Source organism: Exiguobacterium sp. SH3S1 (genome assembly GCF_004337105.1).
GTDB classification, from domain to species: domain Bacteria; phylum Bacillota; class Bacilli; order Exiguobacteriales; family Exiguobacteriaceae; genus Exiguobacterium; species Exiguobacterium aurantiacum_A.
On the sequence record NZ_SJUW01000001.1, the window covers coordinates 30,758 to 54,863 of the forward strand.

29 protein-coding genes and 1 pseudogene are annotated in these 24,106 nt (G+C 52.8%); 3 read left to right on the forward strand and 27 right to left on the reverse strand.

Going from position 1 to position 24,106, the window contains the following annotated elements:
* Positions 1 to 5: 5 nt before the first annotated feature.
* The 10 genes from hisE to EVJ26_RS00195 are packed head-to-tail and all read right to left on the reverse strand — an operon-like array spanning position 6 to position 6,956.
* On the reverse strand, positions 6 to 314 hold the full coding sequence (gene hisE / locus EVJ26_RS00150; RefSeq protein WP_070327382.1) for a phosphoribosyl-ATP diphosphatase: 309 nt from the start codon (positions 312 to 314) through the stop codon (positions 6 to 8).
* The gene (gene hisI / locus EVJ26_RS00155) at positions 311 to 643 is read right to left on the reverse strand and encodes a phosphoribosyl-AMP cyclohydrolase (protein ID WP_131458608.1); all 333 of its coding nucleotides are present in this window, start codon (positions 641 to 643) and stop codon (positions 311 to 313) included. The genes hisE and hisI overlap by 4 nt, the downstream gene beginning before the upstream one ends.
* On the reverse strand, positions 592 to 1,359 hold the full coding sequence (gene hisF, locus EVJ26_RS00160; protein ID WP_070327383.1) for an imidazole glycerol phosphate synthase subunit HisF: 768 nt from the start codon (positions 1,357 to 1,359) through the stop codon (positions 592 to 594). Before hisF ends, hisI begins: the two co-directional genes overlap by 52 nt.
* Entirely contained in the window at positions 1,346 to 2,065 is a 720-nt protein-coding gene (locus EVJ26_RS00165) for a 1-(5-phosphoribosyl)-5-[(5-phosphoribosylamino)methylideneamino]imidazole-4-carboxamide isomerase (protein ID WP_131469590.1), read from the reverse strand. The genes hisF and EVJ26_RS00165 overlap by 14 nt, the downstream gene beginning before the upstream one ends.
* Positions 2,043 to 2,630 carry an imidazole glycerol phosphate synthase subunit HisH gene (gene hisH, locus EVJ26_RS00170; protein ID WP_071397365.1) on the reverse strand — a complete coding sequence of 196 codons (588 nt, stop codon included), beginning with the start codon at positions 2,628 to 2,630 and terminating at the stop codon, positions 2,043 to 2,045. Before hisH ends, EVJ26_RS00165 begins: the two co-directional genes overlap by 23 nt.
* Positions 2,627 to 3,214, reverse strand: a complete 588-nt coding sequence (gene hisB / locus EVJ26_RS00175; protein ID WP_070327386.1) for an imidazoleglycerol-phosphate dehydratase HisB — start codon at positions 3,212 to 3,214, stop codon at positions 2,627 to 2,629. The genes hisH and hisB overlap by 4 nt, the downstream gene beginning before the upstream one ends.
* Complete coding sequence (locus EVJ26_RS00180; protein WP_131469591.1) at positions 3,201 to 4,217, reverse strand: pyridoxal phosphate-dependent aminotransferase; 1,017 nt, start codon at positions 4,215 to 4,217, stop codon at positions 3,201 to 3,203. The genes hisB and EVJ26_RS00180 overlap by 14 nt, the downstream gene beginning before the upstream one ends.
* Entirely contained in the window at positions 4,214 to 5,431 is a 1,218-nt protein-coding gene (gene hisD, locus EVJ26_RS00185; RefSeq protein WP_131469592.1) for a histidinol dehydrogenase, read from the reverse strand. Before hisD ends, EVJ26_RS00180 begins: the two co-directional genes overlap by 4 nt.
* Complete coding sequence (gene hisG, locus EVJ26_RS00190) at positions 5,428 to 6,036, reverse strand: ATP phosphoribosyltransferase (RefSeq protein WP_131458605.1); 609 nt, start codon at positions 6,034 to 6,036, stop codon at positions 5,428 to 5,430. Before hisG ends, hisD begins: the two co-directional genes overlap by 4 nt.
* Positions 6,033 to 6,956 (reverse strand): ATP phosphoribosyltransferase regulatory subunit, encoded by a 924-nt coding sequence (locus EVJ26_RS00195; RefSeq protein ID WP_070327390.1) that lies wholly within the window; start codon positions 6,954 to 6,956, stop codon positions 6,033 to 6,035. The genes hisG and EVJ26_RS00195 overlap by 4 nt, the downstream gene beginning before the upstream one ends.
* 109 nt (positions 6,957 to 7,065) lie before the next feature.
* Between EVJ26_RS00195 and hisJ the strand changes: the two genes are divergently transcribed.
* Positions 7,066 to 7,881, forward strand: coding sequence for a histidinol-phosphatase HisJ (gene hisJ, locus EVJ26_RS00200; protein ID WP_131469593.1), 816 nt, complete (start codon positions 7,066 to 7,068; stop codon positions 7,879 to 7,881).
* Positions 7,882 to 8,127: 246 nt separating this feature from the next.
* On the opposite strand, the gene EVJ26_RS00205 is transcribed toward hisJ, so the two are convergent.
* From EVJ26_RS00205 to EVJ26_RS00270, 14 genes and pseudogenes are all read right to left on the reverse strand, one after another.
* A complete protein-coding gene (locus EVJ26_RS00205; protein ID WP_131469594.1) occupies positions 8,128 to 9,219 on the reverse strand; it encodes an RNA-guided endonuclease TnpB family protein in 1,092 nt (363 codons plus the stop codon).
* Positions 9,220 to 9,465: 246 nt separating this feature from the next.
* Positions 9,466 to 9,822 carry a hypothetical protein gene (locus EVJ26_RS00210; protein ID WP_016509485.1) on the reverse strand — a complete coding sequence of 119 codons (357 nt, stop codon included), beginning with the start codon at positions 9,820 to 9,822 and terminating at the stop codon, positions 9,466 to 9,468.
* A gap of 201 nt (positions 9,823 to 10,023) precedes the next feature.
* Positions 10,024 to 10,599 (reverse strand): deoxycytidylate deaminase, encoded by a 576-nt coding sequence (locus EVJ26_RS00215; RefSeq protein WP_131458602.1) that lies wholly within the window; start codon positions 10,597 to 10,599, stop codon positions 10,024 to 10,026.
* Between the two features lie 49 nt (positions 10,600 to 10,648).
* Positions 10,649 to 11,878: a toxic anion resistance protein gene (locus EVJ26_RS00220; protein WP_131458601.1), complete on the reverse strand. Its 1,230-nt coding sequence runs from the start codon at positions 11,876 to 11,878 to the stop codon at positions 10,649 to 10,651.
* Complete coding sequence (locus tag EVJ26_RS00225; protein ID WP_016509957.1) at positions 11,862 to 12,578, reverse strand: 5-bromo-4-chloroindolyl phosphate hydrolysis family protein; 717 nt, start codon at positions 12,576 to 12,578, stop codon at positions 11,862 to 11,864. The genes EVJ26_RS00220 and EVJ26_RS00225 overlap by 17 nt, the downstream gene beginning before the upstream one ends.
* A 146-nt stretch (positions 12,579 to 12,724) precedes the next feature.
* The gene (locus EVJ26_RS00230) at positions 12,725 to 14,077 is read right to left on the reverse strand and encodes a sodium-dependent transporter (RefSeq protein ID WP_131458600.1); all 1,353 of its coding nucleotides are present in this window, start codon (positions 14,075 to 14,077) and stop codon (positions 12,725 to 12,727) included.
* Between the two features lie 130 nt (positions 14,078 to 14,207).
* Positions 14,208 to 15,080, reverse strand: coding sequence for a diacylglycerol/lipid kinase family protein (locus EVJ26_RS00235; RefSeq protein ID WP_131468032.1), 873 nt, complete (start codon positions 15,078 to 15,080; stop codon positions 14,208 to 14,210).
* Complete coding sequence (locus EVJ26_RS00240) at positions 15,077 to 16,582, reverse strand: ABC transporter permease/substrate-binding protein (protein WP_131468030.1); 1,506 nt, start codon at positions 16,580 to 16,582, stop codon at positions 15,077 to 15,079. The genes EVJ26_RS00235 and EVJ26_RS00240 overlap by 4 nt, the downstream gene beginning before the upstream one ends.
* A gap of 58 nt (positions 16,583 to 16,640) precedes the next feature.
* Positions 16,641 to 17,309, reverse strand: a pseudogene (locus EVJ26_RS00245) (ABC transporter ATP-binding protein); the annotation flags it as partial.
* Positions 17,310 to 17,416: 107 nt separating this feature from the next.
* Positions 17,417 to 18,124 (reverse strand): 3D domain-containing protein, encoded by a 708-nt coding sequence (locus EVJ26_RS00250; protein WP_131458596.1) that lies wholly within the window; start codon positions 18,122 to 18,124, stop codon positions 17,417 to 17,419.
* Positions 18,125 to 18,349: 225 nt separating this feature from the next.
* Positions 18,350 to 18,814 (reverse strand): GDYXXLXY domain-containing protein, encoded by a 465-nt coding sequence (locus tag EVJ26_RS00255; protein WP_131469595.1) that lies wholly within the window; start codon positions 18,812 to 18,814, stop codon positions 18,350 to 18,352.
* Positions 18,811 to 19,995, reverse strand: a complete 1,185-nt coding sequence (locus tag EVJ26_RS00260) for a DUF2157 domain-containing protein (RefSeq protein WP_131469596.1) — start codon at positions 19,993 to 19,995, stop codon at positions 18,811 to 18,813. The genes EVJ26_RS00255 and EVJ26_RS00260 overlap by 4 nt, the downstream gene beginning before the upstream one ends.
* A gap of 17 nt (positions 19,996 to 20,012) precedes the next feature.
* Entirely contained in the window at positions 20,013 to 20,213 is a 201-nt protein-coding gene (locus EVJ26_RS00265; RefSeq protein WP_035386447.1) for a DUF2187 family protein, read from the reverse strand.
* A 41-nt stretch (positions 20,214 to 20,254) separates the two neighbouring features.
* Positions 20,255 to 20,881 carry an NUDIX hydrolase gene (locus tag EVJ26_RS00270; protein WP_131468028.1) on the reverse strand — a complete coding sequence of 209 codons (627 nt, stop codon included), beginning with the start codon at positions 20,879 to 20,881 and terminating at the stop codon, positions 20,255 to 20,257.
* A gap of 95 nt (positions 20,882 to 20,976) precedes the next feature.
* Between EVJ26_RS00270 and EVJ26_RS00275 the strand changes: the two genes are divergently transcribed.
* Entirely contained in the window at positions 20,977 to 22,515 is a 1,539-nt protein-coding gene (locus EVJ26_RS00275) for an FAD-dependent monooxygenase (protein WP_131468026.1), read from the forward strand.
* Between the two features lie 34 nt (positions 22,516 to 22,549).
* Here the strand turns inward: EVJ26_RS00275 and EVJ26_RS00280 are convergent, their stop codons facing one another.
* A complete protein-coding gene (locus tag EVJ26_RS00280; protein WP_236633386.1) occupies positions 22,550 to 22,801 on the reverse strand; it encodes a hypothetical protein in 252 nt (83 codons plus the stop codon).
* A 91-nt stretch (positions 22,802 to 22,892) separates the two neighbouring features.
* Here EVJ26_RS00280 and EVJ26_RS00285 point away from each other — a divergent pair, with 91 nt between their 5' ends.
* Positions 22,893 to 23,183 (forward strand): hypothetical protein, encoded by a 291-nt coding sequence (locus tag EVJ26_RS00285; protein ID WP_236633730.1) that lies wholly within the window; start codon positions 22,893 to 22,895, stop codon positions 23,181 to 23,183.
* Between the two features lie 30 nt (positions 23,184 to 23,213).
* On the opposite strand, the gene EVJ26_RS00290 is transcribed toward EVJ26_RS00285, so the two are convergent.
* Together EVJ26_RS00290 and gpsB are read right to left on the reverse strand one after the other, a co-directional pair.
* Entirely contained in the window at positions 23,214 to 23,789 is a 576-nt protein-coding gene (locus EVJ26_RS00290) for a nuclease-related domain-containing protein (protein WP_070327404.1), read from the reverse strand.
* 18 nt (positions 23,790 to 23,807) lie between these two features.
* Complete coding sequence (gene gpsB / locus EVJ26_RS00295; protein WP_051121542.1) at positions 23,808 to 24,104, reverse strand: cell division regulator GpsB; 297 nt, start codon at positions 24,102 to 24,104, stop codon at positions 23,808 to 23,810.
* Positions 24,105 to 24,106: the final 2 nt, after the last annotated feature.

Below are 24,106 nucleotides of genomic sequence, written 5' to 3' on the forward strand. Positions count from 1 at the left end.
GTCTGTCACCATTCCGTGACGTCGCGGCGCGGTTTCGCCGGTGTCGTCGTCCCATGCCGTTCGGCGAGCAACGTCTCGACGTCGTGTAAGGAGACGCCTTTGGCTGCGAGCAAGACGAGCAAGTGGTACAACAAATCAGCCGTCTCTTCGACCAAGTCTTCATCGTTCAATGCCGCAATGACGACCTCGAACGACTCTTCCCCAAACTTTTTCGCGATTTTGTCTAACCCTTCATCAAACAAGTACGACGTATAAGAACCTTCCTTCGGCTCTGTCTTTCGTTCTTGAATCAGTTTTTCGAGTTCGTGGATCATATGTTCACCTCCGTAAAAAAGCAACTGCGATTTCCAGTATGACACGTCGGTCCGTTCGCATGGACGCGGACTAACAGCGCGTCTTGATCGCAATCGACATGGATGCTCTCAAGGTCGAGCGTGTTGCCGCTCGATTCACCTTTCATCCAAAGCCGCCCTTTCGAACGTGACCAGAACGTGACTTTGTTCGTCTGGAGCGTCGCTTCGATCGCCTCGTGATTCATATATCCTAACATGAGGACGGTCTCGTCATCCGTCGACACGATAATCGCCGGGATTAGTCCGTTTGCGTCGTAACGAACCGCATCGGCAAGTTGTTCGCGCTGCATACGTGCTTCACCTCTTCTACTGTCGTTTTTCGGTCGTGCAAGATCGAAGCGAGTAAGGCGGCGTCGACTGTTTCAAGTGCCTCGACGACGTGTTCAGCGTTCCCGGCCCCGCCTGAGGCGATGATCGGGATATCGACCGCTGCCCGTAGCAATTCGAGAATTTTTAAATCATAGCCACTCTGTTTCCCGTCTTGGTTCATCGACGTGACGAGCAACTCCCCGGCCCCGAGTTCAGCGACGCGCTTAGCCCAATCGACCGCCGTCAGCTCGGTCCGGTGTTTCCCGCCGTACGTGTATACGTAATAGTCACCTTCTTCGAAACGGACGTCGATGGCGACGACGATACACTGGGAACCGAAACGTTCGGCTGCCCGCTTGATCAAGTCAGGTGACTCGACGGCGAGCGTGTTGAGCGACACTTTGTCGGCTCCTGCTTTGAGCAGGGACGAGATGTCTTCAAGGGAACGGATGCCGCCCCCGACCGTGAGCGGGATGAACACTTTCCGGGCGACGGCACTGACGACGTCAAGCATCGTCTGTCTTCGTTCCGTGCTTGCCGTAATGTCTAGAAAGACAAGTTCATCCGCACCTGAGGCGTCATAGTACTTGGCAATCTCGACAGGGTCACCGATGTCACGCAGTTCGACAAACTCGATGCCTTTGACGACACGTCCGTCTTTCACGTCTAAACATGGGATGATTCTACGCTTTAGCATGTCGCGCCTCCCATTCGATCAAGTCGTCAAGACTGACTTTGCCAGACAAGAGCGCTTTCCCGACGACCGCCTCATCAATTTCGGCCTCACTCAGTGCCTTGACGTCGGATTCGGTCGTGACACCGCCCGAGGCGATGAGCGTGACCGAGACAGCTTCCCGGAGCGCCTTCATGCGCTCTAAGTTCGGTCCGTTCAGTTTCCCGTCCGAACCGATGTCCGTGTAAAGAATCGTCTCGACCCCGCGGCTGGCGAGATCGATGGCCACATCGATGTCTTTTAGTTCGGTCGCGTCTTGCCAGCCGTTGATGGCGACGATGCCGTCATAGGCGTCAAGGGCGACCGCGACACGACTCCCGTACTTGGCGAGTGCCCGGTCCAGGAAATCAGGATCGGTGAACGCTTTCGTACCGAGCAGGACACGGTCCACCCCAGTTGCCATGACAGCATCAAGCGCTGCTTCGGAGCGAATCCCTCCGCCCGTCTGGACGAAAAAGCCGCACGATTTGGCGAAACGGACGACATCGAGATGTTTCGGCTCACCAGCTTTCGCTCCTTCTAAATCGATCAAGTGGAGCATCGGGACGCGCCCGGTCCATTCGTTTAACTTCTCATACGGGTCGCCGTATTGTTCTTCCGTACTGAAATCTCCTTCAGTCAGGCGGACAATCTTGCCGCCGATTAAGTCAATTGCCGGTAGCAGTTTCACGTTCGACCGCCTCCTTCCATTCTTTTAATAAGCTGAGTCCGAACGCGCCGCTCTTCTCCGGGTGAAATTGCATCCCGGTCACGAGACCTGATCGGACGATGGCCGGTACGCGCTCTCCCATATAGTCAGCTGAGGCGACGATATTGTCGTCAGCGGTCACGACGTGATACGAGTGGACGAAATAGACGTCCTCGTCGCGTAAAATCGAGTTCCAACCGACGTGAGGCAACCGTTTGGCCCGCATCCGTTCGACCCGTCCTTCAATCAAACCGAGTCCTGGCGTCGGCATGCCTTCCGTGCTCGACTCGAATAACAGTTGCATCCCGAGACAAATCCCAAGCAACGGCTTCTCTGTCGCCACTCGCTTGAGCAACGGAATGAGTCCCGTGTCCTCAAGCGACTGCATCGCTTGCGGGAACGCACCGACGCCAGGCAAGAGGATGGCGTCGGCCGCTTCGATTTCAGCCGGATCGTTCGTGATCGTGACGTAACAACCGATCGCTTGTAGCGCCCGTTCGACGTTGAAGACGTTTCCCATGCCGTAGTCAATCACCGCGACGTTCATCCTTCGATCCGTCCTTTCGTCGAAGGGAGGCGGTCGAGCCCGTCTTTCCCGATCGCTTCGGCAAGGGCGCGGCCGAACGCTTTGAACAGCCCTTCGATCATATGGTGCGAGTTCGAACCGTATAACACGTCAAGATGGAGCGTCAACCGCGCGTTCATCGCGACGGCGCGGAAGAACTCTTCCGCGAGTTCCGTGTCGAAGTCACCAAGCTTCGGATTGTTGATTTCAGCTCGGTAGACGAGGAACGGGCGTCCCGAGACGTCGATGACGGCCCGGGCGAGTGTCTCGTCCATCGGCAAGTAGCTCGTCCCGTAGCGACGGATCCCGACTTTGTCCCCGAGCGCTTCTAAGATCATCTGCCCGAGGGCGATGCCGACGTCTTCGACCGTGTGGTGCGCATCGACCCACGTGTCCCCTTCGACTTGCACCGTTAAGTCGATGCGGCTATGGAAGGCGAACAGCGTCAACATATGGTCGAAAAAGCCGACGCCTGTCTTAATGTCACTTTGACCTGTACCGTCTAAATCGAGACGAAGCTCGATGTTCGTTTCTTTCGTCTCACGTTTAATTTCAGCTGTTCTCAAAAGAAGTCACCTCTTCTAACATTTGTTTGATGAATCGATACGCCTCGTCCGTTCCCGCACTGACGCGCAGTCCGGTCGGAAACGCACGGACGTGGACACCGTAAGCGAGGAACCGCTCGGCCCACATCTCACTATTGGGCGTCTCGACGTATAGGAAGTTGGCCCGGCTCGGCAAGACGTTGCCGATTGGCGCGAGCAGTTGTTCGAGCTTTTGACGTTGACCGTTATGGAAGGCGACGGACTGAGCGATATAATCCGGGTCGTCAAGGACGACGGTCGCAACAGCCGCGCTCAATCCACTGACGTTGAACGGCGAGCGGAACCGGTCGATCTTCTCGATCAAATCGGGATGGGCGATCATGAAGCCGATCCGTAAGTTCGCGAGTCCGAACGCTTTCGATAACGTCCGCAAAATGATGACGTTCGGGTAATCCGCGAGTCGCGACTTGAAGGAATCACTCATCGTGAAGTCGATATACGCCTCGTCGACGACGAGGTACGGGACTTTTTTCGCGATCGTCTCTAATTGGTCGAGCGTCCACATCTTCCCGGTCGGATTGTTCGGGTTCGACACGAGCACGAGTTTCGGTTCGTTCGCTTCAATCAATCGAAGCAATGAATCGATCGTGAGGCCGTCTGCCTCAGGTTGGAAGAACTGGCCCCGGGCGATGTGCGCGTAAATGCCGTACATCGAAAAGTCGGGTGCCGGTGCCAAGACGACGTCTTCTGTGTCGAGAATGGCTTGGCAAAGTATGGCGAGCAGCTCATCGCTGCCGCTCCCGACCATCAATTGGTCAGGTTGTACACCCGCATAAGTCGCATAGCTAGTTTTAAGGGCCGTCAGCTCATCGACCGGATAACGGCTGAGTGAGCGGAGCGTCACGAGCTGAATCGCTCGTTGCAGGCGCTCTGGCAGCTCGAATTGACTCTCGTTTTGATTTAGCGCGTATCCGCTCACCGCATGTGGGACATAGCGCGGGATCGCTGTATAGTTACGTCTCATACGTCCTCCAATCGGACCGCCATCGCTCGGGCGTGTCCTTCAAGCTGCTCTTGTCTCGCGATTCGGATCGCGGCGCGTGTGACCGCTTCGTCGATCGCTGTCATCTCGAGAAACGTCTGTCTGCGGTAAAAATCATCGACCGACAGTCCGCTCGAGAAGCGGGCCGTCCCGCTCGTCGGCAAGACGTGGTTCGGTCCGGCAATATAGTCACCGAACGCCTCGGCCGCCTCATGGCCGAGGAAGAACGAGCCGCCGTGGCGAATCTGTGCCATATAATCGGCTGGATCTGTCACCGCAAGTTGCACGTGTTCGGCCGCCATATCGTTCGCGTAGCGAATTGCTGCTGCTTTCGTTTTGACGAGGACGCCTCCGCGCTTGAGCGCTTCGACTGCGATGTCGCGACGTGGCAGATCGAGCAGTTGCTTGTCCAGCTCAGACCGAATCGCTTCGGCCTGTTCACTTGTCGTCACGAGGGCGAGTGCTGTCGCTTCAACGTCATGCTCGGCTTGCGCGAGCAGGTCGGCTGCGACCCATCTAGGATTGGCCGTTTCGTCGGCGATGATCAACACCTCGGACGGACCGGCGACGGAATCGATCCCGACGAAATGCGAGACGAGTGATTTCGCGGTCGCCACATAAGCGTTGCCCGGCCCGACGATCTTATCGACGGCCGAAATCGTCTCGGTGCCGAACGCGAGTGCGGCGACAGCTTGGGCGCCACCGACGAGATAACATTCGTCGGCACCGGCAATCTTCGCGGCAATCAACAGCGATAAGTCGATCCCGCCTTGTTTCGGTGGCGTCACCATGACGACCCGCTTCACTCCGGCCACTTTCGCTGGGATGATGTTCATCAACACACTCGACGGGTAGACCGCCGTCCCGCCAGGCACATAGACGCCGACCGAATCGAGCGGCATGAACCGACGACCGAGCCGGAACATCTCATCTTCAAAGACGTCGTCTTGACGCTGTTGCCGCGCATGAAACGTACGGATCCGTTCGGCCGCGAGCGTTAGCGCCTCGGTCAATTCCCGATACGCCTCCGGCGGTTCAAACGTCTCAAGGTCGACCGTTTCAATCACATCGACCCCGTCAAATTGCTTCGTCCATTCGAGGAGCGCCGCGTCACCTCTCGCCTCAACCGATTCTAAAATCGGTTTGACGGCTTCTGCCCACTGTTCTCGGCGCGTCCGATTCGTTTGTCCGTTCATCTGTCTCCCTCCTTGCTTAACCGGCGAATCCACGCTTTCAATTCGTCCGGGTCGTTCGCGAGCGCTGTCTCGCTCGTGATGAATTTCGCGTTAACCGTGAAAATCGTCTCATATTCTTCTAAATCGTTCGCGCGAAGCGTCGCCCCCGTCTCGACGATATCGACGATGCAGTCGGCGAGACCGGTCAACGGCGCGAGTTCGACCGAACCGTTCAAAGCGATCACTTCGACGTTTTGACGTTTCGAGGCAAAGTGCGAGATGGCGATATTCGGATACTTGCTGGCAACTTTCAGTTTCTTCGTACCGTTTCTCCGTTCTCTCGGACCACATACCGCCATGCGGCAACGGCCGAATGGTAAATCGACGACTTCGAGGACGCCTGGTGTCTTCTCGCGTAAAATGTCGCCGCCGACGACTCCGACGTCCGCTGCGCCATGCATGACGTATTTATAGACGTCATCGCCTTTGACGAAGATGAATTCATGACCGTCTACTTCGACGGTCAACTCACGGCCCCGCTTTTCCGGCCAAACGGTGAGACCGACTTGTTCAAAATACTCACGGGCCGCTGTTTCGATGCGCCCTTTCGCGATTGCGACTTTCATTTGATCACCTCACCTAACTGTTCTAAATCGAGCGATAGTCCGAAGGCACGTCGCGACTGTCCGAAGTGCCCGTATAACGAGTCGTAACGGCCACCTGAGAGGACGCGTCTGCCGTCGATACTGCCGGTCACGGTCAAACCTGAATAATAATCAAAGTCGCCGGTCTGTCCGAAGTCGTACGAGACGTTCAATCCGATCGCACGTAGATGTTCGACCGCATGCTCCACTTCGTCGATGGCCGGTTTTAAGCCCGGTTCCGCGAGGTCGCGTAACTCTGCTAGCGCCGAGTCACCGATCAAGAACGGCAGCTTGGCGATCAACGGGTATTGATACGATTCCGCGAGGTCGCGAAGTGACTCCAAATTACGGAGTGCTAAGTATTGACGCAACGTCCGTTCCGGGATACCGGCCTCGTTCGCCACTAACGCGATCAATGCAGCGGATCCGACTTGGATGCGTAAACTTCCTTTCGGCAGGACCCGTTCCGTCATACTAAGGAACGATTCAATCAACTCCATATCTTTTGAATCCCCATCGATCCATTCAAGACCGAGTTGCTGACGTTCATGCGGTTGTCCCGAATGCTTCGGCGTGCGTCGGTAGACGGCACCGGCGTAAGCGACGCGCATCGGTTCATGTCCGTCGGCGAGCTTCCTTGCGATCTGGAGCGTGTAGTCCGGTCGCATGACGAGCAACTCCCCATCGTTGCCGAACAAGCGATAATACGCCGACTCATCGAAGAGTGCGAGATCTTGATAATGGGAATAGTATTCAACGAGCGGCGGCTCGATCACACTATAGCCGTCCCCCTCGGCCCGCTCTAAAAATGATTTTATCCATTGCTTCGGACGCAGCACGTCCTCACCTTGCAATTCGTGCCATCCTTCCGGGATGGATCCTTTTTTATTGAACCAAATCATCAGTATCACCCTTTACCTTATTATCACTTTACCAAACTAAAGTAGTGTGTTAAATTTATCAAATCAAGCCAATGCTGTCAACCGGCGAACTCGAAAGGAACGATGTTTGATGATTGATTATACCCATGACGGCCACGTCCATACCCCATTTTGTCCGCACGGATCGACCGATTCACTCAACGCGTACGTCGAACAAGCACTTGCTCAAGGCGTTCGGACGCTGACGTTCACCGAGCACGCCCCGCTGCCGGCACGTTTCATTGATCCGACGCCAGAACAAGACTCGGCGATGGCGCTCGACTTATTGCCCCGTTATATAGAAGAGGTCGGACAGTTGAAACGAGATTACGCCGGAAGACTCGAGATTCGGGTCGGTCTCGAGATCGACTATTTGCCGGGATATGTCGATGAGACGCTCGCCTTGCTCGAGCCCTATCGCTCATACCTCGACGAGACGATCTTGTCTCAACACTTTCTACAAGTCGAAGGCGAGCTCCTGCCCGTCGACTTCTCACCGGAGACGTTTGATGCGCTCGTCAGCCGAATCGGGTCGTTCGAAGAAGTGCTACGCCGGTATTACGAAGCGCTCGGGACCGGGTTACAGTTCCCGTGGGAGCGACTGAACGTCGCGCGCATCGGGCATATCGATTTACCGATTAAATATCAGACGAACTACTCATGGAACCGTGCGAACGTCAAAGATGCCGAGTCGCGACTGTTGCGTGCAATCGCCTCACGCGGGTTCGGACTAGACTTCAACACTGCCGGTCTCCGTAAAGCCGCCTGCGGACAGCCATACGCCATGGCCGTCGCCGCTGAAGCGACCCGGCTCGGCATCCCACTCGTACTCGGTTCGGACGCCCATATCGCGGCAGATGTCGGTGCCGACTTTAAAAATATGCAAAAAAAAGCCACGTTCCTATGAACGTGGCTCCTTAACAGCGATCTAGCTATCTAGATCCCCATGTTTGGTTTGTCGACAACGATATGGCGTTCCATTTCTTCATCTACTATCTATATTACCATACTCGTCACGAGTTACAAGACAAAAGTGAACTACTCACCACTTATTTGCTTCGCAACTTGAAGTGGGAGCTTCTTGGGAAGACCGTGCTCTTACCAGCCACGGTTGTGGACCAAGCTCGTCGGGCAGTCTCTGCCCTGGAGTGTTTCAGTCGGCGAGACCCAACAGGTTGAGGCTCGCGTTGACGTCGCGGTCATGGTGCGTGCCGCATACGGCGCATGTCCACTCGCGGACGTGCAGGTCCTTCTTGCCATCGTTCTCGCCACAGGCCGAACAAACCTGGGTCGAGGCGAACCACGGGTCGGCCTGGATCAGTGTGCGGCCGTGGAACCTGCATTTGTAGGCGAGCTGGCGGACGAACTCGCCCCATCCGGCGTCCCCGATCGATTTTGCCAGGCGGCGGTCCTGCATCATCTCCCTCGGTTTCAGCGTCTCGACGACGACGACTTGGTTCTCGTCGACGATGCGTCGTGACAGCTTGTGGAGGAAGTCATGTCGGCGGTTCCGTACCTTTTCATGCTTTTTGGCCAATAGGAGCCGCGCCTTCTCGCGGTTCCGGCTGCCGGGCTTCTTGCGGGAGAGCGAGCGCTGCGCCCGTCTCAGCCGTTCCTCGGCCTCGCGCAGGTTGCGCGGGTTCGGGACCTTCTCCGTGACGAGCGCGTCGTTCGTCATGACGGCGAAGTGCCCGAGGCCGAGGTCGATCCCGATTTTGTGCTCGGCCGGGACCCACGGCTCGTCGGCCTGCTCGACGAGGAGCGACACGAAGAATTTGCCCGTCTTCGTCATCGACACGGTCGCCGACCGGATGGCCCCGTCGAAGATTCGGTGCTGTGTGAACCGGATGAACCCGACCTTCGGCAGCCGGACCCGGTCCCCCTCGATGCGGATCGTGCCGTGCTGGTTGTTCGTCGTGTAGGAGGCGCGCGATTTCCGTCTCGACTTGAACACCGGAAAGCCGGCCGTCCCGGCGAAGAACTTCGCGAACGCCGCGTCGAGGTGAAGCTTCGCGTTCGCGAGCGCGAGGCTGTCCGCCTCACACAGGAACGGGAACAGGGGCTTGTAGGAGGCCGGTGTCGGCAGTTTTCGCTTCGGGCCGGTCCCAGCCTTCGCCTCCTCGTGGATGGCGATGCGGTCCTCGAGCAGCTTGTTGTAGACGAACCGGGCACAGCCGATCGTCCTGACCAGGAAATCGGCCTGTTCCGACGTCGGGTAGAGCCTGTATTTGTAGCCCTTCAGCATGTCTCCACCTCCTCTCGGCCGATGATCGTGATGAACGTCTTCCTCATCCGATACCCGCGACGGGGGAAGGGAAATCTGACGGAATCACGAACTTATGTTCGTCATATCTGTCACAGGGGTGGCCAAGAAGTTTATGTACGGGCGATTCATCTCCCACCTACGCTGGGCTTCGCCCCAGACGCTTAGAGGTGGGAGAATTCTCGCTTAATTATGTTAAAAAGGATGACCCGAAAGTCATCCTAACGTTTAAACTGCCATTTCGGCATACATGTCTTTTAACTGTTTCGTCGCGGCTTCATCCATTTGAAGGGCGACGAGCTCGACGAAGCGCAGGGCTGGATCGGTATCACCTGACAAGGCGACGATTTCAGCAGCCGCGCCGTCAAGGGCGAGTAGAATTCCTGAAACACCTAGCGTCGGGTAGTAACGGAGCAACGCCCGGACATGCTTCATCTCGGAGACGTCATTTCCATTAATTTTGAGTGATTTAACGGCAAGCTCTTTGTGCGTGCCGATGGCAAATTTATCTTCCCATACCTCTTCAAGTGTGATCAACGCTTCCACATCATAGGCACCATCTGTGAAACGAACTAGTTTTTCCATGTGACATATCCCCTCTCGTTTATCTACTCTTATTATAAAAAAGATTCAGCGGAATAGTTTGTGAAATATTGAACATTATGTGTAAACTTTGTCTCACCTCACGATTAGACATAAAAAAAGGCCCCTCCGAGGAGGGGCAAATAATGGAAGAGTAAAACACCATTGGCAGTACATTAATAATATAACATCGAATGTAAACGTTTACAATGTGTTTCTGAAACTTTTTTCAAGCGGCATATGTAAGACGTCAATCCCACTTTCCCGCATCAAATCAAGTCCATCCCCGTGCTCATAGCCGACAGCGTACACGACTCGGGCCACGCGCGCAGCGATGAGCGCGAGCGAGCAAGAATGGCATGGTGAATGGGTCACATAGGCGGTAGCGCCGAATGCGTTCGTCGAATCAGCGGCCAATTTCCCGATCGCATTGATTTCGGCATGGATCTCGTGTTGTTTTGACCAATTGTGATGTTCGAACGGGTCGCTACATTTAACAAATGTCACACCTTGCTCGATGATGCGCACAGACGGCTCGGTCAAGTCGACCGTATCATCCGTCACATATTCGGCTCGTTGGTAAAATCCGTCATCACGTTTTAGAAAGATTTCATTACAGTTCGTATGTCCCGGCGGTGTCCCGTTCAATCCGATCGAGATCGGTTTCTCATCTTTGACGATGACACAGGCGACACTCTTCGAGGCACATTTCGAGTGCCGTTCCGCCATCATGTCGGCGAACTGTAACCATGTCTCGTCCCACAATCGTTGTTTCTCCATCCTGATCCTCCTCATGGAAAAAGAAAGTCTGAATGCTCAGACTTTCTTTTTAGTATCCAGTCTCTTTTGGCAACTCTTTATTCTTTGAGGCAATTTCGATGACTTTTTCTTTCAGTTCGTGCTCCATCCGATCGAGCTCACGTTCGGCCTCACGACGCTTCTGCTTGCCTTCCTGTTGGATACGCAGCGTTTCGTCGAGCGTTGACAATAGATTCTCGTGCGCGACTTTGAGCGATTCGACCGAAACGATCCCTTTTTCGTTCTCGGTTGCGATCTCGATCGACGAATCTTTCAACATTTTCGAGTTTTGTTCGAGCAGTTGGTTCGTCGTCTTCGTGACGTCTTGTTGCATCCGGAGTGCCGTTTTCTGGCGCGTCAAGCTGAGGGCGAGGACGACTTGGTTTTTCCAAAGCGGAATCGTGTTGACGACAGCCGACTCGATTTTCTCGGCTAAGATTTGGTTATTTTGTTGGATGACACGGATTTGCGGCGCCATCTGCAGACTGATCGTCCGACTCAACTTCAAATCATGCAACTTCTTCTCGAACCGGTCTGTCAATTGGATCATATCGTTTAGCTGTTGCAGCTTCACTTGATCTCTCGTCGTTTCGACTTCTTGACGGAGCGGCGCGATCTCGTGATCGCGGACGTGGTCGAGCTTCGTCTCACCGGCTGCGATATAGACGTTCAATTCTTCGAAGTAGCGCTTGTTCTTATCATACATTTGATCGAGCATCGTAATGTCCTTCATCAGACCGAACTTAGCTCGGTCGAGATTGTGAATGACTTCTTCCAAATAGACGTTCATTTTTTCAAATTGAAGCTTATAGTTTTCAGCTTTCTTTTTCGCTCGTCCGATGAGCGGTAAGTTGTCTATAAAACTCTTCTTCTCCGGTTGAAGCATATCCGGGTCCATCTTCCGAACGTTTTGCATCAAATCGGACAACAACTTACCTGCGTCGCCACCGTCTTTCATGCGGACCTCGGTCAAGATTTGGTCAGAGAATTGAGACAGTTCCCGTTGGACGTTCGATCCGAATAACATGACGGAGTCTGTTTTTTTAATATCGATCGACTCGGCGATCCGGGTGATTCGTTCCCGGTGTTGTTGCGGCACGTCGGCTTTCGGTTGGATGGCCGGCACCTCATGTTTTTCTGTCATCGAGGACCAATCCACAGACGGGTCAGAGATTTCCTCTGTCTCGGTCTTTGTTTTCGTCTGTGAAGTGAGCTCTTCTTCTGGCCATGACTGCCAGTTCGTTTCATTCGATGAAGTCATGTTTTTTTCTCCCTTCCGGTTGATCTGCCAATACCCGTTCCATCATGATCAATTCGCGTTCGAAGTCGACAGCGTCGTCTTCGAGCAGACGGCTCCGTTGTTCTTTGAACTTATCGACGATGAGCCGCATATTGGTGATCAGTTGCTCTCGTGTCTCTTCTTGAATGACGACACGTTTTCCTTCTAGTTCTTTAAATTTCAAGACGACGGACACGAGCGAGTCCAAATAAAACGTGAACAGATCTCTGACGTGCTTCGCATCTTGGGGGTTCTCGAACAATTCGGCAAACAGTTCGTGTGCCTCTCTCGAGACCGCCTTCATTTCACGACGAACTTCGACATCTTTTATTTCAGGCAAGATACGATCGATCTGCTGGAGTTTTTCGTACCCTTGCTCGATCGTCCGTTGTAAAAATTGCAGTTCCAAGTCGTCTGTCGCTTCGAACTGACGGACCGGTGCCACATCTTCCATCGGTTTAAGGATGCGGGAACCGACGAACGGTTCTTCTTCATCGAGCAACAGTTTTTTCTTCGCCCGTTTCGCTACCGGTGCGGGTGCCCGCTTACGTCGTTTGTTACTCGACCACACCTCATTCAATACGAGCGCCCCGACGATGATAAACAGCCAGGAGAAATCAAACACACTTATGGCAAAATATAGGATTGCCCCGGTCAGGGCCCATTTCATCCATGTCTTCATCCTTGTCACCTCGTCTCATGATACTTCTATTGTACCTTACGTGAACCGTCAACAAAAGTTTCGTCATCTTTATAAGCTTAGCATAATGAAGCCGTTCGCTCTCTCGGTCGCAAGTACGAAAAAAAGCAAGGGGAAGTTCCCCTTGCTTAGCTGATTAACCATGTCGAGACCATAACGATTGCGACCGTCACCGGGATGACGTAACGAATGAGGAAACGCCATACCGGATACAATTTAGCGCCCGTCCCGGACGTTTTAATCTCGTCTTGCAAAATACGCTCATCGACGACATGGCCGACAAAGATTGACGTGAGTAACGCCCCTGTCGGCATGAGGATGTAACTGACGACATAGTCCATCGAGTCAAAGAACGTACGGCCGTTCAAGAACTGCAACTCACTCATCAGTCCGAACGATAAGGCCGAGGGGATCCCGACGGCGAACACGATGGCCGCTGAGAGGAGTGTGACGTTACGCTTCGACATCGTTTGTTTCTTCTCGTTCAATTTATCGGTCACACCGGCGACGACGACTTCGAGCATCGCGATCGAAGACGTGATCGAGGCAAACGTGAACAATAAGAAGAACAATACCATGAAGAAGCCGCCGAGTGGGACTTGGTTAAATACGGCCGGCAACACGACGAACAGGAGCGCCGGGCCTTCTGCCGGATCGAGCCCCGAGGCGAAGACGGCCGGGAAGATGGCGAGTCCCGCCAAAATTGAAACAGTGACGTTCAACAAGACGATCATATTTGCCGAGCGGTTGAGCGTCCCTTTCGTTTGAATGTACGAGGCGTATGTGAGCATCGCCGCCACCCCGAGCGACAGCGAGAAGAACGCTTGCCCGAGCGCGAACAAGACCGACTCGCCGGTCAGTGCCGAGAAGTCAGGCTGCAAGAAGAAGCGGACCCCTTCCATGGCACCGTCAAGTGTCAACGAGCGGATGACGAGCACGATGAAACTGACGAACAGGAGCGGCATTAAAATCTTGCTCATCCGCTCGATTCCGCCTTCTACCCCTTTCAAGACGATGAGTAGCGTGATCAATAAGAACAAAAATTGTCCGAAGATGGCAATCCCAGGAGATGCGACGACGTCCGCGAACACGGTCCCGAACTCGTCAGGTGACCGGCCACTGAGCGTCCCGCTCAAGCCGAGCCCGACATAGATCAACACCCATCCACCGATGACACTGTAGAATGATAGCAGTAAGAAGCAAGCGATTACGCCGAGGTAACCGACCAATGTCCAATGGCGATGGCCGAGTTTTTTAAAGGCAAGGAGCGCCGTCTTTTGCGTCGAGCGCCCGACGATGAACTCTCCGATGAGAAGCGGCAGACCGAGTAAGAATGTGAATGCTAAAAACATGAGCAAAAAGGCGCCGCCCCCACTTGTTCCCGTGACATATGGAAATTTCCAGATGGCACCGAGACCGATTGCGGACCCTGCGGCCGCTAAAATGAATCCAATTTTTGAGGCGAACGAATTTTGCGCCATTACTATCCCTACTTCCTAATTTCATTTCATTTCATTTTCATAATAATAGTGAAATACTAACACGGTTCAGAAACGAGAACAACAAAAAACAGAGAAAAGTCTGAATTCTTTCCTCTGCCTTCGTAAACGATTATGGGACGAGAAATGTCAGTTCATTCGGTAACACTTTAATCTGTAAATGATCCGTTTCAAAGTGTTCACCATCCACATCGATGACTTGTGGCTCACGCAAAAACACATCAAGTTGCTCCATTTGGAGATGGACCCATTCTGGCGACGACTGTTCGAGTCCGAGCTGTTGCGTCAATAGCTGACGAATCATCGGGAAGCCGATGGCCGAGCTATGGACGACTTCGACGAGACCGTCCGTGAACGATTGCGTCGCGATCTTCGTCGGGACCGTGCCGAGATAGGCACCGTTGCCGACGTATAGAAAGCTGACGGCCCCATCATGGATGACCTCGCCCGCCCGCTCGATACGGACCTTGAACGGATCGAGTTCACGAAACTGACGAATCGTCGCTAAAAAGTAACCGATCGAGCCGAGCGTTTCTTTTTGGAGCGGGTCGATTTGTCGGGAAGCGTCCGCGATCAATCCGACCCCGACAAAGTTGAGGGCGAACCGGTCGTTGACACGCATCACATCGACCGATTGCTGCTCGCTCATTTTAAACAGGCGAGCCGCCTCAATCGGTTCAACAGGCAGTTCAATCGCCCTCGCGAAGTCGTTGCACGTCCCCGCTGGCACGAGACCGACGCTCGGACGTTCGTCACGAGGCAACGCCATCAATCCGTTGACGACTTCATGAAGCGTCCCGTCCCCACCGATGAGGATCAAATGATCGAATCCACTGCTCGTTCGAGCAAGGTGCGCTGCATCCCCTTCAGCTAGCGTCTTTTGGATGAGGATCTCTTGATACATCGACTCGACTGTCCCGACCACTTCGCCGAGCATCGTCTCGCTCGCACCCGACTTCGGGTTCGAAATGATCATCGCTTTCATAGTAGACCAGCTTGTTCCAAGAAGTCTTGGGCTACGTCGTAGGCCCGTTCTTTCCCGTAAGCGACCCGACGGTTCAATTCAGACATCTCTTCGTCAGTGATGAGTCCGCCCAACTGGTTGAGCGCGTCCTCGATCTCCGGATGTTCTTCAAGCGTTTCTGCTTTCAAGAGTGGAGCACCTTGATAAGGCGGGAAGAACTGTTGATCGTCTTCTAACACGAGCAGGTCGTTTTCGGCGATATCCGCGTCGGTCGAATACGCATCGATAAGATTGACGTCGCCCCGTGCGATGGCGCTGTAACGAAGTTTCTGCTCCATCGAAACGACAGAAGGGAAATCAAGTCCGTACGCTTGCTGGAGTCCTGGATATCCGTCTTCACGGTCCGTGAACTCGAGCGTGAATCCGGCCTGGATGTCATTTTGCACGCTACGTAAATCTGAAATCGTCGTGACGCCTTCAGTTTCCGCATAGTCACGCGGGATCGCGATGGCGTACGTGTTATTGAATTGCATCGGTTCAAGTAAAGCGAAGCCGTCATCTGCTAGCGCATCCCGTGCTTGTTCGTACACTTCACGGGCATCGTTTGAATTCGGTGTTTCTTTCACCAGACTCGCGAGTACCGTCCCGGTGAATTCAGGATAAATATCGACATCACCGGATTTCAACGCTCCCCAGACGAACGTCGTCTCTCCGAAGTTCGGACGGACCGATACGGTCAGATCCGTCTCTTCTTCGATCAACAGTTTGTACATGTTCATCAAGATCTCCGGTTCAGGACCGAGCTTCCCGGCGACGACGAGGTCGGTCTGTTGGGTACGGCCCAATGCGAGTGGTGCCGCGACAATTATCGCCAAGACGGTCGATACGGCGATCAGCTTCGTCTTGTTGCGGGTCGCCGTCGCACCTTCCATTTGACGGAGCAAGAAGTCGAACAATAATGCGAGAATGGCTGCTGGGATCGCACCGAGCAAAATCAAATAGTTGTCGTTTCGGTTAATTCCAAGCAAGATCAACGTCCCGAGTCCGCCTGCTCCGACGAGTGCCGCCAGCGTGGCTGTACCGACAATTAACACCATCGCTGTTCGAATCCCGGCCATGATGACCGGTAGCGCGAGCGGTAGTTCGACTCTCATCAAACTTTGGTTCGGTCTCATGCCGCAACCTTGCGCGGCTTCGATCAGTGACTTATCGACTTCGTTCAACCCCGTGAACGTATTGCGAAGGATTGGCAACAACGCGTACAGAACGAGCGCAATCGTGGCAGGAAGTGCACCGATCCCAACGAGCGGAATCATAAGACCGAGTAGAGCCAAAGAAGGAATCGTTTGGATGATGGCGGTGAAGCCGATTGCTGTTTCGGCCACTTTTTTACGCCGCGTCAGCCAGATACCTAACGGGACCGCAATTAACACCGCAATCAAAAGGGAGACGACAGAAAGTTGTAAATGCTCGATTAGCGCTTCGACCAATTCCCCGCGTCGATTTTGGAACGTTTCAAGCATCTGCCTCACCTCTTCCGTGTTGTGTAAAGTTGAGCACGAACGGATCATCACTCGCCCGAATCTCGTCAGGCGTACCGACGACGACCAGTTTCCCGTCACGCATGAGAGCGATCCGGTCCCCGAGTTTCATCGCCTCCTCAATGTCATGAGTGACGAACAGAATCGTCTTCCCTAACTCATCGTTCAACCGTTTGATGTCATCTTGGAGCTGGGCCCGACTGATCGGATCGAGCGCCGAGAACGGTTCATCCATTAAAATGACTTCCGGGTCGGCCGCAAGCGCTCGCAAGACGCCGACTCGTTGTTGTTGACCACCCGACAGTTCAGGCGGTTTTTTAGAACGGAGGACAGGGTCGAGACCGGCGATTTTCATCAGTTCGGTCACACGGTCTTTCGTCTTCGTCTTCGGCCATTTCAATAGGTCCGGAACGACGGCGATGTTCTCTTCGACCGTCAAATGCGGGAACAATGCGATTTGTTGGAGCACGTAGCCGATGTTGCGTCGCAGTTCATAAATGTCGAACTGATAGATTTCGCGCTCATCAATCAGGATTTTCCCGTCAGTGTGGTCAATCAGACGATTCACCATCTTCATCGTCGTCGTCTTGCCACAACCCGATGGCCCAATCAATACGAAAATCTCTCCTTTTCGTACCGTCAAACTCAAGTTTGCAACAGCCAATGTCCCATCATCGTAACGCTTGGAAACATTTTGAAATTCAATCAACACAATCCCTCCTCGGCTTTTCACATTATATGAAAGTCAAATATTAGTTTGCCCGTTTCCAGCGATTGTTAAACAATAAAAGGTTCTCCCGCGGGAGAACCTTTTCGTTATGGAAGTGTGATGGTAACGTGGCGACGACCCCAATTGATCGCCTCGCTCTTCGTATCGACGAGTAAATCGACGATGTTGCCTTTAATGCGTCCCCCCGTATCGAGAGCGATCGCTTGACCGATCCCTTCGATCTGTACGACCGTACCGAGCGGGATGACGACCGGATCGACGGCGATGATGCGCATGCCGTTATAAAAAATCGAATCCGTCACGTCGTGTCCCGTCGCCGTCAACACCCGGCCCCCGTATGAGCCGTTGTCTGCCGCATCATTCGTATAAGCTGTCGACTCAGCTTGAATGACGCGCCCGCTGTTTGTCGAGACAGGTTTCGCCACAGCGTTTGTCGTGGCTTGCTCTGCTTTCGCTTCTGCCTGGCGCTTCGCTGCTTCTGCAAGTCGCGCTTTCTCAGCCGCGACCCGCTTTGCTTCCGCCAACCGTTTCGCTTCCCGCTCTGCCTGCTGCTTGGCTTTTTCTTCTGCCACTCGTTTCTCTTCCGCGAGTCGCTTCTCTTCCGCGAGTCGCTTTTCGCGCTCGATTTTTTGTTGGCGCTCAAGCTCGATCGCAATCCGTTCCAACTCCAGCGGGTTTTGTACGATTTTCTGTTCTGTTCCGATTCCAATTTGAGCGGCGTCAGCAGTCGTAGCAACTACGAACGTACCGGCGACGACAAACAGAAGCGTCATCATATATTTTAAATATTTCATAGTGATTAGGTCAGCCCTTTCTCGTCTTCTAACGAACAGGAGTAAATTTACCATGCCGTCTCGAACCCGAGAAGTGGTTTTGACGAAGTGAAATATTGCTGACATATGAACGAACGTTTAGTTACAGATTGTAACAATTGCCGAAAACGTTGCTATACAAGCGACCTAACAAAAAAATTACAGATCGGTTACAAACGTTCTCGTAACAAATCTGTAATCTGTTTGTCATTCTGTTTCAGCTTCGATTGGACGTAAATCATGGGCCCGGACCATCCCCCAAGGCGCCACATCGACTTCAACTTCGAACGTTTTCGCACCTTCGATCACAGCTTTCTCGTCCTCGGCGACACGGTATGAACTCATGTCGGCGATGAAGACTTGGCGATCGTAATATTCAGCCCGCGTCCCACCAAAGAACGGTCGGGAGCTGACCCGGTCGATTGTGGCAAAACCAGCGTCATCCGTTTTGAATGAGACGTAGACCGTCCCGGAATCGACATCTTGTCGCCCTTGCAACGAATCGAACTCGAGATAGACGTAATCCCCAAAAAATGGGTCATACGGCTCGTACGACGTCGCTTTGAACGTATACGACTGGCCGAACCAAGACACCGCATAAACGAGCAAGATAAAACCGATGGCAATCAATACTTGTACGATCGGTACAAGCCAAGGAGTGATTCGTTTCATGTCCGAGCATCCCCTCTCGTACGGCTACGCCACCACAACGCGAGCGACAACGCGAATACGATCAACGCCCCGATCAAGAAGAAGAGCGAGATGTCGAGCCGATCCCAAACATAAATGAAATAAATCGTCATTTGGACAAGTAAGAAATAGATGAACGCCAAAACGATCGGTTTCCGCTCATGGTCTTGCATGATCAAGTAAGCGAGCGCCACCACTTCAAGCAAGATCGCGAGTAAGATACCTGAATCTTCGAATAGCGAGAACGGGATGACCGCGAGTAGGCTCACCCACAGCAAATCGGGGCGACGATGTGTCAAGTACACAGCCACGAGGACGACGGAAAGCAGCGTGGCCTCGATGACGGACGGCTGACGTTGAGACAACCAACCCTCGGTCGCATTGACCAAGTAACCGATGGACAAGATGGCAGCGACGAACAAGTAGAGATACTGCCACTGAGCCCGCTCCCGGTAGACGAGGAACAGGATATGCAGTGCTGCGAGTGCCCAAAGCGGCCAAAACCGTCCCTCGTAATCGATATACTGACCGATCGTGAGCAACAGTCCGTAAAAGCTGAACCAGGCGAAAATCCGGTCAAGCTCGTTATCACCGTAATGGAACCAAGCCCACGTCACGAGCAGGCCGAACAGGATGAGTGTGATCCCGATTCCTTGAAAGCTGTTCGTGACCGCTAAAAAAGCGGCTAGCGCTGCGATGAACGTGAAGATCGGGTGCTTATAGATCAGTTTGTGCAGGACGGCGACAGCAAAGAATAGCCAAAACAGAAGCGGTAGTTGCGAGGAAAGATTATACGTTGTGAAGATGACAATCATCGTGGCGACGAAGAAAACGACGCCGAGGACGCGGAACAACGTCACATACCGAGGGGCTTTCACTTGAAGCCGCTCCGCTGCTACGTACATCCCGAGCATGAAGACAAGGAATATGGATACTTTGACGAGGTCTGGGATCGCTTGCCAGTTGGCGGCGACAAAACTGAATAGACTAAGGGCGAGCAGGATTGATCCGATAATGACAAGAATTGGCGGTTTGTGCTCACGTTTGTCACTAACCGCCAATTTCTTATATTCAAAATCAATCAACCGTTGACCGGTCGTTTCATCTAGCAAACCCGCCTCTTTCCATTCACGAACTTTTTTGTCAATGGACACCTGAATCATCCCTTTCGGTTAAAAGGTCAGCTGGCGCGTTCGATCAATTCCAATTCTTTTTTCAACAAAACTTGTTTCTCAAACTCGAGGCCGAGCTGTTGATATTCCTCCATGATGGAAACGTCCCCGATGACCGTATTCGTTAATACGGCAGTCACTTCTGCGACCCATCCTTCACGAGTTGACTTGACGATATCACCCACAGCGAATTCTAAAGACACACCCATTCACTTCCAATCTTAAATTTGTTTTTATCATTATAACTAAATTATATAGGTTTGAATACGTTTTCTTTTGTACATTTGATGAATTGTGACAAAATTTTTCCAGTCAATCCCCAAATAATGTAGTCTTCATGTTCGTAAAAAGGTTCTCTCATTTTAATTACCCGTTTTTCATACGCTTTAGCGTTCGCCATTCGGTCAAACGGAATATTTTGATCCGGATTCATCGTCCATTCCATCTCGCCGTGAAACGGATCAATTAACAGTAACGTTTCGACAGGAACGGTGAACAGATGATCGACTTCATCCGTTTGACGTACGTCCGAAACTGTCGGAATCATCCCGACGAACGGATAGATGAGTTGACGGTGCGGCGTGGCGAGCGGCTGTAAGCGACCGATGACCTCGATCGTCTCGAGCGGTACCTCGAGTTCTTCACTCGTCTCTCGGACCGCGGCCTCGACAGGTGTCTCCCCTCGCTCGAGCCGACCTCCCGGGAACGAGATCTCTCCAGGTTGGCGGCGCATCGTATGGGCCCGGACTTCAAAGACGACGTGCCAGACGTCATCGATTCGCGTCAACGGGATCAAGACGGCGGCGGTCTGTTCATAATTCTCTTCCATCGAGAAACTTTCTCGTAATTTCGCTTCAGTAACCCATGATTGTTTCATGATTTTCAACCTCGCTCTCTCTGTTTTACAGTTCCACCAGCGTCTCCTCGTTTAAACGTGGCAAATGTCGGAAATATCATTATTAATGATAGGAGATGGTGGAATTGGTTCAACAAGTTGATATATTGATCGTCGGGGCGGGGCCGACAGGACTCACACTCGCTTTGACATTAGCCAGATATGGAATCTCTTTTGAAATCATCGATCGAAAAACGACGCCTTCGAACAACTCACGGGCCATCGGGATTCAGCCACGAACGATCGAAGTGTTTTCACGCCTTGATGTCGCCAAAGAAGTACTCAGTCGCGCCAGAACAATCGAAAAAGGAAACTTATACTTTTCTGGGCAGTGGACGGCCAAACTCGAGTTCTCACGTCTCGTCACGCCTTACCCGTTCGTCACGCTATTGCGACAAAACGAGACCGAGGCCATCTTAGAACAGGCGTTGAACGACCACGGGCACTACGTTCAACGCGGCGAGTCACTCGTCTCGTTGACCCACTATCCGACACGTGTGCTCGCCCATCTCGAATCCGACTCGAACCGTACGATCGAAGCCAAGTATATCGTTGCGGCCGATGGCGCCAACAGTTCGATTCGCCGTATGCTCGCGCTCCCGTTCAGCGGGAAGTCGTTCAAAGAGTCTTGGGTATTGGCCGATATGAAGGCGAAATGGAACATCTCCCGTGAAGAAGTACACATCTTTTTCTCGGACCGTGGCGTGTTAGAAGTGTTCCCGCTGACGGATGACACGATCCGGATTACCGGTAACCTCGCGAGCGACGAATCATTCAGCGAGGCCGAGTTGCACGAATTGGTCGAACAACGGAGCCACATGCCGGTAGAGATCGACGAGGTCGAATGGTTTTCGCTGTTTAGGGTGCACAATCGCATGGTCGACTCGTTCATCCATAACCGTGTCATCTTAATGGGCGACGCGGCGCATATCAATTCGCCCGTCGGCGGCCAAGGGATGAATACGGGCATCGCCGACTCGTTCAACCTCGGCTGGAAGCTTTGGCTTCATCTGAAAGCAGGGGCGCCGTTCAGTGTCGTCGACACGTACCGGGACGAGCGTGAACACGTCGCCAGAAACGTCTTGCAGACGACGAACGTCGCGACCGAAGTGCTCCAAACGACGCTCCCGATCTTATTGCCGTTTCAAGCAGTCGGAGCGGACGTGTTCACCCGCGTCAATTTGATTAATGAAAAGATCACCGAACGGATCGCCCAGCTCCACTTGTCTTACCCTGGACACTCACGTGTACCGTTCATCCGGGTCGCCGAAGGAAAGATCTTTCCCGAGATCGAGATGATCCGATCCGATGATGGCCTTCGTCAAAAGATCTCTGAAGTCGCCGATGGCCGCTTCCAAGTGCTCGTCCTCGATGACGGCAAACGTGACCCAAGTGAGTTATATGAGTACTTGAACGCTCATCAATCATTCTTCCAAATCATCACGTTGTCTAAAACAAGCCGTCCTTTCTTTGACCAAGGCAACGAACTAGCGAAATCCTTGTTCATGCGTCGGGGCGTCCTCGTCATTCGACCGGACGGATACCTGCTGCATAAACAGCGTCATATGCGACCTGAACCGCTACGTGACAAACTGTCGGTCTGGTTACCGTCTTAAGTCAAAAGCTCCACTCGTGAGAGTGGAGCTTTTGTCAGGATGGTGCATTGTAATAAAGTGTCCCCGGTTTCGATAGGGTCAAGTCATAAAACGCCTCGAACGCTTCCACGTCCTCTAATTTCCGAAAATCGACTTTGTCCGTCTGTTCGTTCGGAATCGCAACGATGATGCCATCGACCGTCGATTTGATCATGCCCGTCTGTCCGTTATGGATTCGAATGTAGAGCACGTGCTCACTTTGCAGTAATTTTACGGCTTCACGCCGTGATTGTATCGTCGTTTTCACAGTCATCCCTCTCTTCTTTTCGAGTATACGGTCCGCCGCTGTTGCTTTCAACCGTTTCCCCCTTTAAAATTGTGTAAAGAAGGGGTTGAATGTGTTGGAAACTATATTGATTATCGCGCTTGGCGCGCTGTTCGTCATCCTCGTGACAATCCGGACGATTCGTAACTTGCAATGGGTCCGCTTTGGTGAGGCGTTTGGGAAACAAGGTGAGGAGTTACTCGAGGATTACACCTACTTGACGGAAAAAGGCGTCACGTGCCGAATCGAACAGGGCTTGCCGACCGGGCGCTTGTTTAAACCGCTCGCCAAAAACCTTGATGACCGGGTCGCTTTGTTCGTGCACCGAAATGATGAAAAAAAAGCAAAAGAGCTACTAAAGTAAAAAAGGTGCCGCGGCACCTTTTTACTTATTTTACTTATGTAACTGGCGCTCTGAACAATAATAAGCGATTTGCTTGATTGTCGCCTCTGATAGGAGCTCGAGTTTCGTCTTGGCGATGACTTTGTCGATCGCTTCGAACGAGTCTTCACAGTTCGCTTTAACACGTTCGACTTTAAGACGTGACGCTTCTGGAAAAATTAAAAATGACGTGACCGGTACGGCCTTGCCGCATTCTTTTTTTAATAGGCTCCGAACTTGTTTCGTCATCTGCTCGAGTCCTTCGACTGGATGCGGATAGATGTTTTTCCACCCGAGTGAGGTTTCTAACCGACACTCTCGGTTCGTCACATGGACGGCCGTCGTCGTCCGATTGATTTGGACTAAAAAGACGCCTTTCGGTCCGACGAGCACGTAGTCGAGCACGTTGTCACCGATTTCGACCCGTTCAATCATCATCCAATCGAAGCGACACGTGTGCCGAATGATTTCTACGATCTCATCCGTATACGATTTCGGCGGCAAGATGACCTCTTCTTTCGTTCGGAACAATCCTTTCGTCTGTCGTTTCACCGGCTCTTTCTTGACGGCCGTCAACACTTGTAACATCTATTCCACCTCCTCTCGTTATTCGCTAGGTCCGACTTGTTTTCCGAAGACGGCCTTTTCTAAGTTTGAAATCCGACGCAACATATCGTAGTTCGAGGCGACAGGTTGGGCCGGTTTCACCGGCTCGGTCGGTTCGCTTGAACCGCGGCGCAACGATTCGTTTTCTTGTCGCAAACGTTCGATCTCTTTCGCCATCTTCTCATAGTCCCGGATGACGACGTCTAAAAATTGGTCGACTTCTTCTTGCGAGTAGCCGCGGAGGGCCGTCTTGAATTCTTGTTTATAGATTGCTTCGGCTGTTAATTCGGTTTGCATAG

Excerpts from the sequence above, each read along its gene's own strand:
- hisG (WP_131458605.1), bottom strand. The coding sequence starts at position 6,036 with ATGAAAGTCGCAATCGCGAAAGGGCGCATCGAAACAGCGGCCCGTGAG.
- EVJ26_RS00255 (WP_131469595.1), bottom strand. The coding sequence starts at position 18,814 with ATGAAACGAATCACTCCTTGGCTTGTACCGATCGTACAAGTATTGATT.
- EVJ26_RS00220 (WP_131458601.1), bottom strand. The coding sequence starts at position 11,878 with ATGACTTCATCGAATGAAACGAACTGGCAGTCATGGCCAGAAGAAGAG.
- EVJ26_RS00215 (WP_131458602.1), bottom strand. The coding sequence starts at position 10,599 with ATGGAGAAACAACGATTGTGGGACGAGACATGGTTACAGTTCGCCGAC.
- hisJ (WP_131469593.1), top strand. The coding sequence starts at position 7,066 with ATGATTGATTATACCCATGACGGCCACGTCCATACCCCATTTTGTCCG.
- EVJ26_RS00205 (WP_131469594.1), bottom strand. The coding sequence starts at position 9,219 with ATGCTGAAGGGCTACAAATACAGGCTCTACCCGACGTCGGAACAGGCC.
- hisE (WP_070327382.1), bottom strand. The coding sequence starts at position 314 with ATGATCCACGAACTCGAAAAACTGATTCAAGAACGAAAGACAGAGCCG.
- EVJ26_RS00250 (WP_131458596.1), bottom strand. The coding sequence starts at position 18,124 with ATGAAATATTTAAAATATATGATGACGCTTCTGTTTGTCGTCGCCGGT.
- EVJ26_RS00290 (WP_070327404.1), bottom strand. The coding sequence starts at position 23,789 with ATGTTACAAGTGTTGACGGCCGTCAAGAAAGAGCCGGTGAAACGACAG.
- EVJ26_RS00230 (WP_131458600.1), bottom strand. The coding sequence starts at position 14,077 with ATGGCGCAAAATTCGTTCGCCTCAAAAATTGGATTCATTTTAGCGGCC.
- EVJ26_RS00210 (WP_016509485.1), bottom strand. The coding sequence starts at position 9,822 with ATGGAAAAACTAGTTCGTTTCACAGATGGTGCCTATGATGTGGAAGCG.
- hisD (WP_131469592.1), bottom strand. The coding sequence starts at position 5,431 with ATGAACGGACAAACGAATCGGACGCGCCGAGAACAGTGGGCAGAAGCC.
- EVJ26_RS00225 (WP_016509957.1), bottom strand. The coding sequence starts at position 12,578 with ATGAAGACATGGATGAAATGGGCCCTGACCGGGGCAATCCTATATTTT.
- hisH (WP_071397365.1), bottom strand. The coding sequence starts at position 2,630 with ATGAACGTCGCGGTGATTGACTACGGCATGGGAAACGTCTTCAACGTC.
- EVJ26_RS00235 (WP_131468032.1), bottom strand. The coding sequence starts at position 15,080 with ATGAAAGCGATGATCATTTCGAACCCGAAGTCGGGTGCGAGCGAGACG.
- EVJ26_RS00265 (WP_035386447.1), bottom strand. The coding sequence starts at position 20,213 with ATGGGTGTGTCTTTAGAATTCGCTGTGGGTGATATCGTCAAGTCAACT.
- EVJ26_RS00270 (WP_131468028.1), bottom strand. The coding sequence starts at position 20,881 with ATGAAACAATCATGGGTTACTGAAGCGAAATTACGAGAAAGTTTCTCG.
- hisF (WP_070327383.1), bottom strand. The coding sequence starts at position 1,359 with ATGCTAAAGCGTAGAATCATCCCATGTTTAGACGTGAAAGACGGACGT.
- hisI (WP_131458608.1), bottom strand. The coding sequence starts at position 643 with ATGCAGCGCGAACAACTTGCCGATGCGGTTCGTTACGACGCAAACGGA.
- EVJ26_RS00195 (WP_070327390.1), bottom strand. The coding sequence starts at position 6,956 with ATGATTTGGTTCAATAAAAAAGGATCCATCCCGGAAGGATGGCACGAA.
- EVJ26_RS00240 (WP_131468030.1), bottom strand. The coding sequence starts at position 16,582 with ATGCTTGAAACGTTCCAAAATCGACGCGGGGAATTGGTCGAAGCGCTA.
- gpsB (WP_051121542.1), bottom strand. The coding sequence starts at position 24,104 with ATGCAAACCGAATTAACAGCCGAAGCAATCTATAAACAAGAATTCAAG.
- EVJ26_RS00275 (WP_131468026.1), top strand. The coding sequence starts at position 20,977 with ATGGTGGAATTGGTTCAACAAGTTGATATATTGATCGTCGGGGCGGGG.
- EVJ26_RS00180 (WP_131469591.1), bottom strand. The coding sequence starts at position 4,217 with ATGAGACGTAACTATACAGCGATCCCGCGCTATGTCCCACATGCGGTG.
- EVJ26_RS00260 (WP_131469596.1), bottom strand. The coding sequence starts at position 19,995 with ATGATTCAGGTGTCCATTGACAAAAAAGTTCGTGAATGGAAAGAGGCG.